This is a genomic window from Streptomyces sp. NBC_01363 (assembly GCF_026340595.1).
Classification (GTDB): domain Bacteria; phylum Actinomycetota; class Actinomycetes; order Streptomycetales; family Streptomycetaceae; genus Streptomyces.
Genome location: NZ_JAPEPF010000002.1, coordinates 2,063,245 through 2,079,037 on the forward strand (window position 1 = coordinate 2,063,245; position 15,793 = coordinate 2,079,037).

At 71.7% G+C, this 15,793-nt stretch carries 15 protein-coding genes; 13 read left to right on the plus strand and 2 right to left on the minus strand.

Annotation, left to right across the window (positions count from 1 at the left end; genetic code table 11):
- The first annotated feature begins 20 nt into the window (after nt 1–20).
- The 7 genes from OG611_RS37100 to OG611_RS37130 all read left to right on the plus strand — a co-directional run bounded on the left by OG611_RS37100 (nt 21) and on the right by OG611_RS37130 (nt 7,588).
- Nucleotides 21–1,391: a serine hydrolase gene (locus OG611_RS37100; RefSeq protein ID WP_266430538.1), complete on the plus strand. Its 1,371-nt coding sequence runs from the start codon at nt 21–23 to the stop codon at nt 1,389–1,391.
- A 1-nt stretch (nt 1,392) separates the two neighbouring features.
- Nucleotides 1,393–2,538 (plus strand): M20 family metallopeptidase, encoded by a 1,146-nt coding sequence (locus tag OG611_RS37105; protein WP_266430541.1) that lies wholly within the window; start codon nt 1,393–1,395, stop codon nt 2,536–2,538.
- A complete protein-coding gene (locus OG611_RS37110) occupies nt 2,535–3,392 on the plus strand; it encodes a GNAT family N-acetyltransferase (RefSeq protein WP_266430543.1) in 858 nt (285 codons plus the stop codon). The genes OG611_RS37105 and OG611_RS37110 overlap by 4 nt, the downstream gene beginning before the upstream one ends.
- The gene (menC, locus tag OG611_RS37115; RefSeq protein WP_266430546.1) at nt 3,389–4,495 is read left to right on the plus strand and encodes an o-succinylbenzoate synthase; all 1,107 of its coding nucleotides are present in this window, start codon (nt 3,389–3,391) and stop codon (nt 4,493–4,495) included. Before OG611_RS37110 ends, menC begins: the two co-directional genes overlap by 4 nt.
- Nucleotides 4,492–5,406, plus strand: a complete 915-nt coding sequence (locus tag OG611_RS37120) for a serine hydrolase (protein WP_266430549.1) — start codon at nt 4,492–4,494, stop codon at nt 5,404–5,406. The genes menC and OG611_RS37120 overlap by 4 nt, the downstream gene beginning before the upstream one ends.
- A 2-nt stretch (nt 5,407–5,408) precedes the next feature.
- Nucleotides 5,409–7,019, plus strand: a complete 1,611-nt coding sequence (locus tag OG611_RS37125; RefSeq protein WP_266430552.1) for a CdaR family transcriptional regulator — start codon at nt 5,409–5,411, stop codon at nt 7,017–7,019.
- A gap of 122 nt (nt 7,020–7,141) precedes the next feature.
- Nucleotides 7,142–7,588 carry a nitroreductase family deazaflavin-dependent oxidoreductase gene (locus OG611_RS37130; protein WP_266430555.1) on the plus strand — a complete coding sequence of 149 codons (447 nt, stop codon included), beginning with the start codon at nt 7,142–7,144 and terminating at the stop codon, nt 7,586–7,588.
- Here OG611_RS37130 and OG611_RS37135 read toward each other — a convergent pair.
- Complete coding sequence (locus tag OG611_RS37135; RefSeq protein ID WP_266431422.1) at nt 7,522–8,733, minus strand: MFS transporter; 1,212 nt, start codon at nt 8,731–8,733, stop codon at nt 7,522–7,524. The two genes, OG611_RS37130 and OG611_RS37135, sit on opposite strands and share 67 nt — an antisense overlap.
- Nucleotides 8,734–8,892: 159 nt before the next feature.
- On the opposite strand from OG611_RS37135, the gene OG611_RS37140 reads away from it, so the two are divergent.
- From OG611_RS37140 to OG611_RS37155, 4 genes are all read left to right on the plus strand, one after another.
- Complete coding sequence (locus tag OG611_RS37140; RefSeq protein ID WP_266430557.1) at nt 8,893–9,363, plus strand: helix-turn-helix domain-containing protein; 471 nt, start codon at nt 8,893–8,895, stop codon at nt 9,361–9,363.
- Between the two features lie 138 nt (nt 9,364–9,501).
- Nucleotides 9,502–10,179, plus strand: coding sequence for an ABC transporter permease (locus tag OG611_RS37145; protein WP_266430560.1), 678 nt, complete (start codon nt 9,502–9,504; stop codon nt 10,177–10,179).
- Complete coding sequence (locus OG611_RS37150; RefSeq protein ID WP_266430563.1) at nt 10,176–10,853, plus strand: ABC transporter permease; 678 nt, start codon at nt 10,176–10,178, stop codon at nt 10,851–10,853. The genes OG611_RS37145 and OG611_RS37150 overlap by 4 nt, the downstream gene beginning before the upstream one ends.
- Nucleotides 10,850–11,797, plus strand: coding sequence for an ABC transporter substrate-binding protein (locus OG611_RS37155; protein WP_266430566.1), 948 nt, complete (start codon nt 10,850–10,852; stop codon nt 11,795–11,797). The genes OG611_RS37150 and OG611_RS37155 overlap by 4 nt, the downstream gene beginning before the upstream one ends.
- A 55-nt stretch (nt 11,798–11,852) precedes the next feature.
- Here OG611_RS37155 and OG611_RS37160 read toward each other — a convergent pair whose 3' ends face one another.
- A complete protein-coding gene (locus OG611_RS37160; RefSeq protein ID WP_266430569.1) occupies nt 11,853–12,827 on the minus strand; it encodes an acetylxylan esterase in 975 nt (324 codons plus the stop codon).
- 156 nt (nt 12,828–12,983) lie between these two features.
- On the opposite strand from OG611_RS37160, the gene OG611_RS37165 reads away from it, so the two are divergent.
- Together OG611_RS37165 and OG611_RS37170 are read left to right on the plus strand one after the other, a co-directional pair.
- Nucleotides 12,984–14,132, plus strand: a complete 1,149-nt coding sequence (locus OG611_RS37165; RefSeq protein ID WP_266431423.1) for a LacI family DNA-binding transcriptional regulator — start codon at nt 12,984–12,986, stop codon at nt 14,130–14,132.
- Nucleotides 14,129–15,739 carry an FAD-dependent oxidoreductase gene (locus OG611_RS37170; RefSeq protein ID WP_266430572.1) on the plus strand — a complete coding sequence of 537 codons (1,611 nt, stop codon included), beginning with the start codon at nt 14,129–14,131 and terminating at the stop codon, nt 15,737–15,739. Before OG611_RS37165 ends, OG611_RS37170 begins: the two co-directional genes overlap by 4 nt.
- The last annotated feature ends 54 nt before the right edge of the window (nt 15,740–15,793 follow it).

Sequence of the window (15,793 nt, forward strand, 5' to 3'; positions counted from 1 at the left end):
AAACTGAATTGGAGACGAACATGACCGACACCACCGACCTGTCCGCCCGCTGGTCCGCCCGCCTCACCGAGCTGACCGCCCGCCACTGCGTCCCCGGCGCGAGCCTCGGCATCCTGCACCGCGGCGAGCTGATCGCCGAGACCGCCGTAGGCCTGGCCAACACCGACGCCAGGATCGAGGCGACCACCGACACCCTCTTCCAGATCGGCTCGATCTCCAAGGTATGGACCACCACGGTGGCCATGGCCCTGGTTGACGAGGGCCTCCTCGAACTCGACGCGCCCATCGTCTCCGTACTCCCCGAACTGCGGCTCGCGAACGAGGAGCTGACCCAGGGGCTGACGATCCGCCACCTCATGGACCACACCAGCGGCATCGACGGCGACCTCTTCACCGACACCGGCCGGGGCGACGACTGCCTGGAGAAGTTCGCCGCGCTGCTCGGCGACACCACCCCCAACCACCCGCTCGGCGCCACCATGTCGTACTGCAACGCGGGCTTCACCCTGCTCGGCCGGGTGCTCGAAGCCGTCACCGGCGTCCAGTGGGACGAGCTGATGCGTGAGCGCCTGTACCGTCCGCTCGGTCTGACGCACACCGCGACCCTGCCGGAGGAGGTGCTGCGCTTCCGCGCCGCCATCGGACACCTGGGGGAGCCGCCGGTACAGGCGCCGCAGTGGGGGCTGATGCGCTCGGCCGGACCGGCCGGACTGATCTGCTCGACGCCGCGCGAGGTACTGAAGTTCGCCCGGCTGCACCTCGACAACGGCGTCACCGAGGACGGCACCAAGATCCTGTCGGCCGAGGGTGTCACCGCCATGCAGACCCCGCAGGTCGATCTCCCCGACCCGCACTTCCTGGGCCACGCCTGGGGGCTGGGCTGGTTCCTCGACACCTGGGACGGACGCCGGGTGTACGGACACGACGGCGGCACGATCGGGCAGAGCGCGTTCCTGCGGGTGCTGCCGGAGGCCGACCTGGCGATCTGCCTGCTCACCAATGGCGGCGACACCATGAGCCTCTTCCGGGACGTGTTCGAGGAGATCGTCGAGGAACTGGCCGGCGTGACGATGCGCACCGCCATCCAGCCGGCGACGGAGCCGGTGGCGGTGGACCCCGCCGACTATGTCGGCGTGTACCAGCGGCTCTCCAGCAGGGTGGAGATCGTGGAGCGGGACGGCGGCCTGGTGATGCTCGAGCGCATCACCGGACCGCTCGCCGAGCTGATCTCCGACACGGAGAAGGAGTACGAGCTGCACCCGGTCGAGCCGGGGCTGTTCGTGGTGCAGCGGCCGGGGATGAAGCTCTGGGTCCCCGTCGTGTTCTACACACTCGCCGACGGCACGCCCTACATTCACCACGGTGGCCGCGCCACCCCCAAGGTGGGCTGACGTGACCGCAATCGCCACCGCCCTGGAGGCGGGGCTGCCGGGCCTGCTGGCCGACATCGAGGAGCTGGTCCGCTCCGAGTCGCCCAGCGAGGATCTGGCCGCCGTCGCCGAATGTGCCCGGGTCGTCTCCGGGCTCGGCACCCGGCTGACCGGCGCGGCGCCCCAGTGGCTCGACGGCTCGGGGACGCCCGCTCTGCGCTGGCGCTTCGGCTCCGGCGACCGGGTTCTGCTGCTTGGCCACTTCGACACGGTGTGGCCGGTGGGCTCGTTGGCCGGGCACCCCTGCGAGGTGGCCGGGGGACGGCTGACAGGACCCGGCTGCTTCGACATGAAGGCCGGCGTGGTGCAGCTGTTCCACGCGCTGTCGGTGCTCGACGACCTGGACGGGGTGTCGGTCCTGCTCACGGGCGACGAGGAGATCGGCTCCCCGACCTCGCGCACCCTGATCGAGGCCGAGGCCCGCCGGACCCGGGCCGTACTCGTCCTGGAGGCGAGTGAGGGCGGCGCACTGAAAACTGCGCGCAAAGGTGTGTCCGGCTACGAACTGAACATTGCCGGACGCGCGTCGCACGCCGGACTCGAACCCCAGCGCGGCGTCAACACGACCACCGAACTGGCCCACCAGGTGCTCGCGTTGTCCGCAATCGCCGATCCGGCGACCGGCACCACGGTGACGCCGACCGTGGCCTCCTCCGGCACCACCCGCAACACGGTGCCCGATGCGGCCCGGCTGCTGGTCGACGTACGGGTGGAGACGGCCGCCGAACAGGACCGGGTGGACCGTGCCATGCAGGGTCTCGCACCGGTGCTCGCGGGCGCCTCGCTCAAGCTCTCCGGCGGCCCGGACCGGGCGCCGCTGCAGGCGAGCGCGTCGGCGGAGCTGTTCGAACTCGCCCGAAACCGCTATGCGGAGCTGGGCTTCGGCTCACTGTGCGGCGTCGCAGTCGGCGGCGGATCAGACGGCAACCTCACCGCCGGAGCGGGCACGCCCACGCTCGACGGCCTCGGGGCCGTGGGCGGCGGGGCGCACGCGGACGACGAGCATGTGGTCGTCGCCGAACTGCCCCGCCGCGCCGCACTGGTGGCCTCCCTGGTGGACTCGCTCGTACACGAGCCGCTGCTCCGACCCGGCCGGGTGACATCGTGAACGGCACGGAGGCGGCTGCCGCGGCAGCCGCCTCCGACCTGGCCGCGCACCGTGCCGGCGTGACCGTCACGGAGCTGCACGGGCTGGACGAGATGCTGGTGGCCTGCCAGGTGCTGGACCGGGTCTGGCGGCCCGATCCCGGCAACCCGCTGATCACCCCGGAGCTGCTGAGGGTCTTCGCCCACTCCGGCAGCTATGTCGTCGGTGTCCACCAGGACGGCCGGATGGTCGGATTCTGCCTGGGCTTCCTGGCCACCGCCGGACTGCACTCGCACATCGCCGGGGTGGACGACAGCGTCCGGGGCCGCAATGTCGGCTTCGCCGTCAAACTCCATCAGCGGGCCTGGGCGCTGGCCCGTGGCATCACCGCGGTCACCTGGACCTTCGACCCGCTGATCAGCCGCAACGCCTACTTCAACCTGGCCAAACTGGGGGCGGCGCCGAGCGAGTACCTGGCCGACTTCTACGGCGCGATGCAGGACGAGGTCAATGCCGGGACCGAGACGGACCGGCTGATGGTCCGCTGGGAGCTGACCGGCCAACACGCCGTCGCAGCCGCCGCGGGCACACCTCACATCGTCATGGTCGACGACGCCGGTGCGCACGCCGTGGTCGGTCTGGACGCCAAGCCCGACGGCGGCCCCGCCGTCGGGCGCCGGGACGGCGAAACCGTCCTCGTCCGGATCCCCACGGAGGTAGAGACACTGCGCCGCACCGACCCGACCCTGGCCCGCGAGTGGCGGTACGCGCTGCGCGAGGTACTCGGCGGCCTGATGGCCGAGGGGCACACCGTCACCGGATTCACCCGGGACGGCTGGTACGTGATCGACAAACGTCAGGAGAGGCAGGCATGAAGCTCGTCGGTGTGGAACTGCGCCGGATCGCGATGCCGCTGGTCGCACCGTTCCGAACCTCGTTCGCCACCATGACCGCCCGGGAGATTCTGCTGGTCAGGGTCGAGACCGAGCACCACGAGGGCTACGGCGAATGCGTCACGATGGCCGATCCGCTGTACTCCTCGGAGTACACCGTGGCCGCGGCGGACGTGCTGAGCAGCTATCTCGTGCCCGCGCTCGCCGCCCTGCCGGCACTCGACCCCTGGGCGGTCGCCCCGGCACTGGCCGCGTTCAAGGGGCACCGGATGGCCAAGGCCGCACTGGAGACCGCGGTGCTGGACGCCTGGCTGCGCGTCCATGAACTGTCGATGGGGCAGTGGCTGGGGGCGACGGCCGAGCGGGTGCCGGCCGGGGTGTCGGTCGGCATCATGGACTCGATCCCCGCACTGCTCGACGCCGTCGACGGCTATCTCGCCGAGGGCTACCTGCGGATCAAGCTGAAGATCGAACCCGGCTGGGACGTGGAACCCGTGCGCGCGGTCCGGGAGCGCTTCGGCGACGACGTACTGCTCCAGGTCGACGCCAACACCGCGTACACCCTCGCCGACGCCGCACAGCTGGCCCGGCTCGACCCGTACGGGCTGCTGCTGATCGAACAGCCCCTGGACGAGGAGGACATCCGGGGACACGCGGCGCTGGCCGAGCGGGTGCGCACCCCCATCTGTCTGGACGAGTCCATCGTCTCCGCCCGCTCGGCGGCCGACGCGATCGCCATGGGTGCCTGCTCGGTCGTCAACATCAAGCCGGGGCGGGTCGGCGGCTATCTGGAGGCCCGGCGGATCCACGACGTGTGCGCCGCGCACAGCGTCCCGGTCTGGTGCGGCGGAATGCTGGAGACCGGCCTCGGCCGGGCCGCCAATGTCGCCCTCGCCGCACTGCCCGGCTTCACTCTGCCCGGCGACACCTCCGCCTCCGACCGGTACTACCGGACCGACATCACCGAACCGTTCGTGCTGAAGGACGGCCATCTCGACGTGCCCCGCGCACCCGGGCTCGGACTCTCCCCGATCCCCGAGCAGTTGGCCGCAGTGACCGAATCGACCGAATGGATCAGCCGATGACCGCAACCGTGTCGGGCACCGTCGAGACCAGGATCCGGACGGCGTTCGACGACGCCGAGGTCCAGGGACACTTCTTCGCCCGAGAGATCGACGGCGACCGCACGATCGGCGTCGCGGCGGACGAACCGGTCTGCCTCGCCTCCGTGTTCAAGATCCCGATCGCACTCGCCTACGCACGCGAGGCCGCCGCAGGACGGCTGGAGAGGACCGAGCGCCACTCGGTGGACCCGCGCTATCGCGACGGCGGCATCGGCACCTCCGGCTGCGCCGACCCGGTCGAGATGAGCCTGCGCGACCTGGTCCACATGATGCTGACGATGAGCGACAACGCAGCCACCGATGTGGTGCTGGCCCGGGTCGGTCTGGACACCGTCAACGGGCTGCTCGCCGAACTGGGCCTGCGTCGGACCCACTTGATCGGTGGCTGTCTGGAGCTGACCGGCTCGCTCTTCGCCGACCTCGGCGTGACCACCGAGGTCGAGGCGCACACGAGGATGGCGGCACTTGCCGCGCAGGGGCCGGAGAAGCTCCTGGAGCTGTCGGTGTGCGTCCCGGAACGCACCACCCGGGGAACGGCCCGCGACATCGCGGAACTGCTGGTCCGGATCTGGCGCGACGAGGCCGGCCCCGCCGAAGCCTGCGCCGAGGTACGGGCCGTGATGTCCCAGCAGATATGGCCGCACCGACTGTGGTCCGGCTTCGACGACAGCTACCGCATCGCCGGCAAGACCGGGACGCTGCCGGGCTGGCGCAACGAGGCCGGGGTGATCGAGGACCGCGACGGCGGGCGCTGGGCAGTGGCCGTCTTCACCCGGTCCGACAGGCCGGACCTGCACAATTCCCGGGCGGACCGGGTGATCGGGCAGGTGGCAGCACTCGCCGTCGACGAACTCCGATCAACTACCTTGTGAGGATGACGGAGCAGCCACGGGCCGTGCTCGGCCGGATCCTCAACGATCTCGGGTCGACGTTGATCGAAGTGGTGGCCGGGGAGGCCGATCCGGCCCGCACCGTCAGCGGAGTGCTGATCCAGGACCCCCTGGACGAACCGGCGAGGCTGCCCGGGGCGGTGGTGCTCGGCGTCGGTGTGTACGGCGCCGGGCCGGTCGCCGACCTGGTCGACACGGCCGCCGGGCTCGGCGCGGCGGCCGTGGTGGTCCGCTCGCCGGTCCCGGTGGACGGACCCGTGTCCGAGGCGGCCGCCCGCACCGGCCTGACCGTACTCGGCCTGACGCCCGGCGCCTCCTGGGCCCAGGTGGCCGCGCTGCTGCGGTCGCTGCTCGCGGTCGACGAACTCGGCACGGTGGGCGGCCCCGACGAGGCGGACGGCACCGAGCCGCTCGCCGGTGACCTGTTCGCCCTGGCCAACGCGACGGCCGGGCTGCTGGACGGCCCGGTCACCGTGGAGGACCGTGGTGGACGGGTGCTGGCCTTCTCCAGCCGGCAGGACGAGGGTGACGACGCCAGGATCGCGACCATCCTCGACCGTCAGGTGCCCGCCGAGAAACTGCGCGCCCTGGAGGAACGCGGCGCCTTCCAGGCCCTTTACCGGAAGGAGGAACCCGTCTATGTGGCCGGCATCTCGGACAAGCCCCGGGTCGCCATCGCCGTCCGCGCGGGCGGCGAGATCCTGGGATCGATCTGGGTCGTGGTCGACGGACCGCTGAGCGCGGACCGCGCACAGGCGCTGCAGGAGGCGGCGAAGGTGGCCGCCCTGCATCTGCTGCGCCGCCGCACGGGCGAGGACGCCGAACGACGGCTGCGTGCGGATCTGCTCGCCACCGTCCTGGAGGGCGGTACGCACGCACCGCAGGCCGCCGTGCGGCTCGGCCTGTCCGCCCAGCCCGCCTGCGTACTGGCACTCGCGGTGACCGGCGAGCAGTACGCGCCCGACCGGGTGGCCGCGGGCCATCGGGTGGCGGAGGCGCTCACCCTGCACCTGGCAGCGATCCACCCCCGTACTGCCGCCGCCACACTCGGCGGAGTCATCTACGCGGTCCTGCCCACGAGTTCGGACGAGCAGGGGCTGCGGGTGGCCGAGGCGTTCCTCGGCCGGATAGGGGACCGGGTGCCCGCCGTCATCGGAATCGGCCGGCTCGCCGCCCGCCCGGTGGAGCTGCGCCGCTCGCGCGCCGACGCGGACCGTGCGCTGCGGGTCCTCGGCTCCGGTCGCACGCCGCGCAGGGCGGCGCGGCTGTCGGACGTCTACGCCGCCTCGCTGCTGGAGGAGCTGACGGACCGGATGGCCGCCGAGGACGATCTGCCGGACGGCCCCGTCATACGGCTGCTCGCCTACGACGCCCGGCACAACACGGCCCTCACGGAGACCCTGGACGCCTGGCTGAGCACCTTCGGCGATGTGCCAGCCGCCGCTGCCGCCGTGCACATCCACCCCAATACCTTCCGCTACCGGCTCAGGCGGCTGGCCGTGGTCGCGGGCATCGATCTCGACGACCCGGAGGCACGATTCGAAGCAATGCTGCAACTGCGGCTGAGGCGCCGCACTCCTGAGGGACACCCGTAGCCGTCCGGGCGGAATGGTGCAAGAGTTTTCGCAACGGACGGGACACACCGATGTCCGCAGGTCCACGCGCCTGCGCGTCGGAAGTGCCTGCGCGTCCGAACGTCGACGATGGGACAGATGCCATGCCTCTCCAGGGAGAGTACGAGCCGAGCCCCGCGCAGTGGGTCCGCGATCAGGTCGAGCTGTTCGAGAGCTCCGGCGGCACCGAGGGAACCATGATGCGGGGCCTGCCCGTCATCATCCTCACCACCCGCGGGGCCAAGAGCGGAAAAATCCGCAAGACCCCGCTGATGCGGGTCGAGCACGACGGCGCCTATGCCGTCGTCGCCTCGCAGGGCGGCGCCCCCAAGCACCCAGTCTGGTACCACAACATCGTGGCCGACCCCCGGGTGGAACTCCAGGACGGCCCGGTCCGCCAGGACATGAACGCCCGTGAGGCCACGGGCGACGAGAAGGGCCTGTGGTGGCAGCGGGCGGTCGAGGCGTTTCCCGACTACGCCGACTACCAGCGCAAGACCGACCGGCAGATCCCGGTCTTCGTCCTCGAACCGGCGACCGAAGCGCACTGACGGCTGTCCACCACCCACACGAGGAGCGCGAGCGCGCTGATCGCGGCGCCGAGGAGGCACACCGCGCCCCACCCGGCCATCGCGTGGACGGCCGTCGAGGCGAGGGCGCCCGTGGCGCTGCCGACCGAGTAGAAGACCATGTAGCCGCCGATCAGACGGCTTCCGGCGTCGGGACGGACCGCGTAGATGAGGCTCTGGTTGGTGACATGGACGGCCTGCACGGCCAGGTCGAGGACGACCGCGCCGATCGCCAGCGCCCACAGCGACTGCCGGGTGAGGGCGAGCGGGAGCCACGACACGGTGAGCAGCACCAGTGCGGTGCCGGTCGTCCACCCGGCGAGACCCCGGTCGTGCAGGCGTCCGGCCGGCGCGGCCGCGAGCGCGCCCGCGGCTCCCGCGAGCCCGAACGCCCCTATCGCGGTGTGCGACAGCGACAGCGGGGGTTCGCTCAGCGGGAGCGCGACGCAGCTCCACAGGGTGCTGAACGCGGCGAAGACGAGCAGGGCGAGCAGCGCGCGGACCCGCAGTACGCGTTCCTCGGCGAACAGCGTGAGCGTCGAACGCAGCAGTCGTAGATACCGCATGGAGGCCGGTGGTGCCGACCGGCGCGGCAGCACGCGGTACAGGGCCAGGGTGAGCGCGAGGGTCAGTGCGGCCGAGGCGAGATAGACCGAGCGCCAGCCCGCGAGGTCGGCCAGCGCGCCGGAGACCGTGCGGGCGAGCAGGATCCCGATGACGATTCCGCTGGTGACCAGGCCGACCGCGCGGCCACGTCGGTCCGGGGCGGACAGCGATGCCGCGAAGGCCACGAGCGTCTGGGTCACCACGGCGAGAAAGCCCACAGCGGCCAGGGCGGTCAGCAGGACCGGCGCGGTGGCTGCCGTGCCGGTGGCGACGAGCGCTGCCGCGAGCAGCGCCAGCTGGGTCACGACGAGGGTTCGCCGGTCGACCAGATCGCCCAGGGGCACGAGCAGGAACAGCCCGAGGCCGTAGCCGATCTGGGTGAGGGTCACGACGACGCCGATCGCTGCCGTACTGATCCGGAAGTCCTGACTCAGGGTGACCAGCAGGGGTTGCGCGAAGTAGACATTGGCCACCGCCACTCCGGAGGCGACCGCGAAGAGCAGAGTGGTGCGCCCGGACAGAGCGGGTGCCGGTGTTCCCCCGCTGGTGTCCGCGGTCCTGATCGTTCTCTCGCTGTCGGTCACGGGTGCCCCTCGATCAATTCGGTTGCAAGTTGCTACCAGGTGGACGTTAGCGTCAGCTGGTAGCATGTTGCAACCGATGATGTGAAGGGGAACGGAATGGTCAAGCGGACGCGCCTCGACGACAGCGACTGCCCGGTGGCCCGCTCGGTCGACGCGATCGGCGACTGGTGGTCGCTCCTGATCGTCCGTGACGCGTTCGACGGCAGCCGCCGCTTCGGAGAGTTCCAGCGCAGTCTGGGGGTCGCGAAGAACATCCTGGCGGCGCGCCTGCGCGAGCTGGTCGGGGGCGGGATTCTCGACATGGTTCCGGCGGCCGACGGCGGGGCCCGCCACGAATACGTGCTGACGGCCAAGGGCAGGGACCTCTTCCCGGTCATCGTGGCGCTGAGGCAGTGGGGCGAGGGCCACTTCTTCGACCCCGGCGAACCGCATTCGGAGATGGTCGACCTGCGCCACGGTCGAACTCCCCGGGCGCTGGAGGTCCGCGCGGCCGACGGGCGCCTGCTCGGACCGGACGACATCACGGTGCGAAAGGTCGAGCGGCCCGGAGCGTCGGCGCCCGCCTAGCGCTGCCCGCCACCCATGCCGGCCCGCCGCGCACTTCCCGGCCGCGCCCCGGCACGTGAGGTGCATACGTACCCGCACCACCCCCGGACGGTCGATCAGGACGCGCGCCCGCGCGGCCCCGCAGGCTCCAATGGACGGGTGACCGCGCCTCCGGACGACTGCCTGGCGCGCAATGAGTGGCTCTGCGGGGCTTATCTCTCCAGCCGTCGCGAGATTCTCTGGGACGCCGTCGTGCAGCACCTTCAGCTCACCGTGGCCGCCGTGCTCATCGGACTGGTCCTCGCCGTCCCGCTCGCCCTCGCGGCACGGCACCGGCGCTGGGCGGCGGGACCCGTGCTCGGCGTGACGACGATTCTCTACACCGTGCCGTCGCTCGCCATGTTCTCGCTGCTGCTGCCGGTGTACGGACTCTCCGCCTCGCTCGTCGTCGCCGGGCTCGTGCTGTACTCGCTCACCCTCCTCGTACGGAACATCCTCGCCGGACTGCGCGCGGTGCCCGAGGAGACCCGGCAGGCCGCGCGCGGCATGGGGTACGGACCCCTGCGGCTGCTGCTCGCCGTGGAGCTGCCCCTCGCGCTGCCCGCGGCCATGGCCGGACTGCGGATCGCGACCGTCTCCGCGGTCTCCCTGGTCACGGTCGGCGCGATCGTCGGCTACGGCGGACTCGGCAACCTCATCTACTCCGGGATGAACACCTACTTCAAGGCCCAGGTGCTCACCGCCTCCGTCCTCTGCGTCGTCATCGCCGTCGCCGCCGACCTGCTGCTCCTGCTCGCGCAGCGACTGCTGACCCCGTGGACCCGGGGGCAGTCGTGAACACCCTCGCCGACGCCTGGTCCTGGCTCACCACCTCCGCGCACTGGTCCGGTGACGGCGGCATCTGGAACCGGCTGGGCCAGCATCTGTTCCTCACCGTCGTCTGCCTGCTGATCAGCTGTCTGATCGCGCTGCCGGTCGCCGTGGTCCTCGGCCATCTCGGCAAGGGCGGCGCACTCGCCGTCAACATCTCCAACATCGGCCGGGCCGTGCCCACCTTCGCCGTGCTGGTGCTGCTGCTCCTCACCCCGATCGGCGGGCACGGCGAGTGGCCGACCGTCATCGCTCTCGTGCTCTTCGCCGTACCTCCGCTGCTCACCAACGCCTATGTCGGCATGCGGGAGGTCGACCGCGATGTCGTGCGCGCGGCCAGGGGAATGGGCATGACGGGCGGACAACTGATGCTGGGCGTCGAGGTGCCGCTCGCCCTCCCACTGATTCTCACCGGCGTACGGATCGCCGCCGTCCAGCTCGTCGCGACCGCCACCCTCGCGGCGCTGGCGGGCGGCGGGGGACTCGGCCGCATCATCACGGCGGGCTTCAACCTCGCCTCCACCGCCCAGGTGGTCGCCGGGGCGGTGCTCGTCGCGGTCTTCGCGCTGATCGTCGAAGGGCTCTTCGAGGCGGGCCGGCTGCTCGTCCCCGGACGGTTCCGCGGCGGGGGATCCGGATGAGGCCACGAACCGCCGTCGCCGTGCTGCTGCTGCTCCCGGCGGCCGGGTGCGGCACCGGCCCCTCCCTGGAGAACCGGGGCGAGGTCACCGCACCGCCGGGCGACAGCAAGCACCTCACCATCGGCTCCGCGGGCTTCACCGAGAGCGATCTGCTCGCCCAGATGTACGCGCTGCTGCTGGACCGGGCCGGCTACTCCACGAAGATCATCTCCGTCACCAACCGGGAGATCTACGAACCGGCGCTGGAGAGCGGCCAGATCGACGTCGTGCCGGAGTACGCCGCCACCTTCGCGGACTGGCTGAACGCCAGGAAGAACGGCGCCGACGCCACCCCGGTCGGTTCGCCCGACCTCGCCGCCACCATGAAGGCCCTGCGCGCGCTGGCCGAGCCCCGCGGTCTCACCGTCCTCGACCCCGGGCGCGCCGTCGACCAGAACGCCTTCGCGGTCGCCGCCCGGTACGCGTCCGCGCACCGTCTCAGGACCCTCGGCGACCTGGGCAGGTCCCGGCTTCCCGTACGTCTGGCCGCCGGTGACGAATGCGTGCAGCGCCCCTACTGCGCACCCGGGCTGAAGAAGACGTACGGCATCCGCATCACCGCGGTGGATCCCAAGGGCGTCGGCACCACCCAGGCCAAACAGGCCGTCCAGAACGGTCAGGACCAGATGGTGCTGACCACCACGACCGACGCCACGCTCGACAGCTTCGGCCTCGTCCTGCTCGCCGACGACAAGCATCTCCAGAACGCCGACTACCTCGTCCCCGTCGTCAACCGGTCCCGGGCGGGCAGCGCAGGCGTACGCACGGCGCTGGGCAGGCTCAACACCGTACTGACCACCGCCGACCTGGCCCGGCTCAACGAGCAGGTCGACAGCTGGCGGCGGCTGCCCGAGGACGTGGCACGCACCTACCTGGAGTCCAAGAACCTCGTCCCGCGCGGATGACCGCCCCGGCATACCGCCGCGGACCATCGCCGTGGACGACCGCCGCCTCTCGAGGTCAGGCCGTCAGCCTTCCGGGGAGCCAGCCCAGCTGCACGGCCTCCTGGAACGGCCCGCCGCCCTCGTGATCGTTGAAGTCGTACACCTCGATGGTCTTGTCCTGGTGGGCATAGGCGTTGAAGGCGGCGAAGACGGTCGAGGGCGGGCAGGTCATGTCCTCCAGGGCGGTCGAGAACAGCGCCGGCGCGCGCCCGCGTGCGGCGAAGTGCACCCCGTCGAAGTAGGACAGCGTGGCCCGCGCCCGCTCGGCCCGGCCGCGGTGTGTCTTGAGGTAGTTGCCCACCTCGCGGTACGGGGTCCGGTCGGTGACCGTGAGGGCGCGGGGGAAGTCGCACAGGAACGGGACGTCCGGCGCGATGGCCACCAGGTCGGGTATCAGTCCGCCCACGGCGAGCGTGATGCCGCCGCCCTGACTCTCGCCGATGGCCGCGGTGCGCGCCGCGTCGGTCAGGGGGTGCGAGCGCGCCGCCTCCACCGCACGCACCGCGTCGGTGAACACCCGCCGGTAGTAGTACGACTCCGGGTCCTCGATGCCCCGGGTCATGAAGCCGGGGTACGCGGGGGCGCTGCCCACCGGGTCCGGGGTGTCGCCGACGAGCCAGCCGCTGCCCTGGCCGCGGGTGTCCATCACGAAGTGGGCGAAACCGGCCGAGGCCCAGAGCAGATGGGTGTGCGCCAGGCCCCGCCCACCGCCGTAACCGATGAACTCGACCACCACCGGCAGCGGCTCCGTCGTGCCCGCCGGGACGACGAACCAGCCCTTGACCGGGTGGCCGCCGAAGCCCGCGAAGGTCACGTCGTACACGTCGACGGTGCTCAGCCCCGTGCCGGCGCGCAGTTCGAAACGGGCGTCGAGGTCGTGGGACCGGGCCTCGTCGAGCGTCTTCGACCAGAAGGCGTCGAAATCCTCCGGCTCCACCGACCCGCTGCGGTAGTCGCGCAGCCGGTCGAGCGGCAGATCGAACAGGGACATGTGGGACCGCCTTCTTCGCGGGGATGGTTGATCACACCGTACGGGGGGCGCGCGGTGAAGAAGTTGTGCCCGGCCCCTTGACCGACGCCCGGCCGACCCTCACAGTAATCGTTAATGCGCATTACTAATACGCATTAATCGATATGAGGAGCCATGGTGGAGGAACCCAGGAAGCGGGCCAGGCCGGGCCGCGCACCCGCACCGGCAGGCCGCACGGCCCGCCCGCGCCAGGCGGAGGTCGCACGGCTCGCCGGGGTCTCGCAGGCCACGGTCTCGCTGGTGCTCGCGGACAAGAGGCAGGGCCCCGCGATCTCGGAGGAGACCCGGCAGAAGGTCCTGGAGGCGGCCCGCAGTCTCGGTTACGTCCCCGACCCGGCGGCCCGCAGGCTCGCGGCGGCGCGCAACAACCTGCTGGGCGTGTTCAGCTTCACCGCGACGTTCCCGACCGATGTGCAGCACTCGTACTACCCGTTCCTGGTGGGCGTGGAGCGCGAGGCCGCGGAGCGCGGCTACGACCTGGTGCTGTTCACGGGGTCGAGCACCGGCGGCGCGGGGGCCGCCGGACCCGACGCGCTGAACCGGGTCCGTCTCGCCGACGGCTGCCTGTTCCTCGGCCGCCACGCGCCGGTCCAGGAGTTGGGCCGGCTGGTCGCCGACGGCTTCCCGGTCGTCCACCTCGGCCGCCGGGACGAGCCGGAGGGCCTGCACTGGGTCGGCGCCGACTACGTGAGCGCTGCCCGGGAGGTCGTCGACCACCTCGCCGCGCTCGGGCACCGGAGGATGGTGCTGATCCGCGAGGACGACGAGGCGCCCGCCTCCACCGACCGTGAGCAGGGCTTCCTCGAAGGGCTGGAGGCGGCCGGCCCGGCCGGCGGCCTCCAGAGCGTCTTCCGCTCCGCGGACCCGGAACGAGACCTCACCCCCGAGCGGCTGCGGAGCTGGCTCGCCGACGGCGTCACCGCGTTCGTCGCCGAGGAGACCGACACCGGGGCCGCCTGGCGCGCCCTGCGCCGCGCCGTCGCCGAAGCCGGGATCGACTGCCCGCGCGACGCCTCCCTGGCGCTGCTCGGCAGCCCGCCCGCCGACCTCGCGGACGGGCCCGAGCCGACCGGTTTCGACATCCCCCGTACCCGGCTCGGCGCGGCCGCCGTACGCATGCTCGCCGCGCTGGTCGCCGGGGAGGAGGCCACCGAACCCCTGGTCGCCTGCACCTTCCGGCCCGGCGCCACCTCGGGCCCGCCGCCCGCCACCGAGGACCACCGACCGACCGCACCACCCGTACGTACAGCTCAAGGAGACCAGTGATACCCGAACCGGACATCCTCGTCGTGGGCGCCGGACTCGGCGGCGTCGCCGCCGCGCTCGCCGCCTGCCGCGCCGGACGCACCGTGGTCCTCACCGAGGAGACCGACTGGATCGGCGGCCAGCTCACCTCCCAGGCCGTCCCCCCGGACGAGCACCCGTGGGTGGAGCAGTTCGGCACCACCGCCTCGTACCGCCGGCTGCGCGAAGGTATCCGGGCGTACTACCGCCAGTGGTACCCGATGCGTTCCGAGGCCCTCGCCCTCACCGACCTCAACCCGGGCGCCGGACGCGTCAGCAAGCTCTGCCACGAACCGCGCGTCGCGCTCACCGTGCTGGAGGCGATGCTCGCACCGCACCGGGCGGCCGGCCGCCTCACCCTGCTCAGCGAACACCGGGCCGTGGCCATCGACGCGGACAACGATGTCATCCGAGCCGTCACGCTGGAGGACCTCCGGACCGGCGACCGCACCACCGTCACTGCCCGCTACGTCGTCGACGCCACCGAGACCGGTGAACTCCTCGAACTCGGCGGTGTCGAGCACGCCATCGGCGCCGAGGCGCGGAGCGAGTTCGACGAACCGCACGCCCCCGAACAGGCCCGGCCGCTCAACCAGCAGGGCATCACCGTGTGTTTCGCGCTCTCCCACCACGAGGGCGAGAACCACACCGTCGACCGCCCCGCCGACTACGACTTCTGGCGCTCCTACCGCCCCGACTTCTGGCCCGGCCCGCTCCTCGGATTCCAGGCGCCCGACCCGCGCTCCCTGGAATCCGTACCGCGCACCTTCGTCCCCAACCCGGACGTCGACCCGCTCGCCGTCAGCGCCGACCAGAGCGCGGACGCGGGTGACAAGGAGCTGTGGGGTTTCCGCCGCATCCTCGCCCGGGGAATGCACCGCCCCGGTGCCTTCGACTCCGACATCACGCTCGTCAACTGGCCGCTCAACGACTACTGGCTCAAGCCGCTGATCGGCGCCGGGGACGAGGTCTCCGCACAAGCGGCCGCCGAGGCACGGCAGTTGTCGCTGTCGGTGCTGTACTGGCTGCAGACCGAGGCCCCGCGCCAGGACGGTGGCACCGGCTTCCCCGGACTGCGGATCCGCCCCGACATCACCGGCACCGACGACGGCCTCGCCAAGGCCCCGTACGTACGCGAGTCCCGCCGGATCAAGGCCGTCACCACCGTCACCGAGCAGGACGTGGCGATCGACCTCGTCGGCCCGCACGGCGGAACACGCCACCGGGACGCGGTCGGCGTCGGCAGCTACCGCATCGATCTGCACCCCTCCACCGGAGGCGACAACTACATCGACATCGGCTCGGTCCCGTTCGAGATCCCGCTCGGCGCCCTCGTGCCACGCCGCGTCCGCAACCTGTTGCCCGCGGGCAAGAACATCGGCACCACCCACATCACCAACGGCTGCTACCGGCTCCACCCGGTGGAGTGGAACATCGGCGAGGTCGCCGGTGCCCTGGTCGCCCACTGCCTCGCCGAGGGCGTCGAACCGCACCAGGTCCAGTCCGAGGACAAGCGGTACGAGGCGTTCGCCCGGCTGCTCGACCGCGACGGGGTCCAGCGCCACTGGCCCGACGTACGCGGCTACTGACGGCCCGTCCGGAATCCGTGAAACGCCGGGTGGGACAGCTCCACCTGTCCCACC

What these genes read in the sequence shown, in the direction of transcription:
- OG611_RS37100 (WP_266430538.1), top strand. Translation starts at nt 21, where the DNA reads ATGACCGACACCACCGACCTGTCCGCCCGCTGGTCCGCCCGCCTCACC.
- menC (WP_266430546.1), top strand. Translation starts at nt 3,389, where the DNA reads ATGAAGCTCGTCGGTGTGGAACTGCGCCGGATCGCGATGCCGCTGGTC.
- OG611_RS37120 (WP_266430549.1), top strand. Translation starts at nt 4,492, where the DNA reads ATGACCGCAACCGTGTCGGGCACCGTCGAGACCAGGATCCGGACGGCG.
- OG611_RS37125 (WP_266430552.1), top strand. Translation starts at nt 5,409, where the DNA reads ATGACGGAGCAGCCACGGGCCGTGCTCGGCCGGATCCTCAACGATCTC.
- OG611_RS37130 (WP_266430555.1), top strand. Translation starts at nt 7,142, where the DNA reads ATGCCTCTCCAGGGAGAGTACGAGCCGAGCCCCGCGCAGTGGGTCCGC.
- OG611_RS37140 (WP_266430557.1), top strand. Translation starts at nt 8,893, where the DNA reads ATGGTCAAGCGGACGCGCCTCGACGACAGCGACTGCCCGGTGGCCCGC.
- OG611_RS37155 (WP_266430566.1), top strand. Translation starts at nt 10,850, where the DNA reads ATGAGGCCACGAACCGCCGTCGCCGTGCTGCTGCTGCTCCCGGCGGCC.
- OG611_RS37160 (WP_266430569.1), bottom strand. Translation starts at nt 12,827, where the DNA reads ATGTCCCTGTTCGATCTGCCGCTCGACCGGCTGCGCGACTACCGCAGC.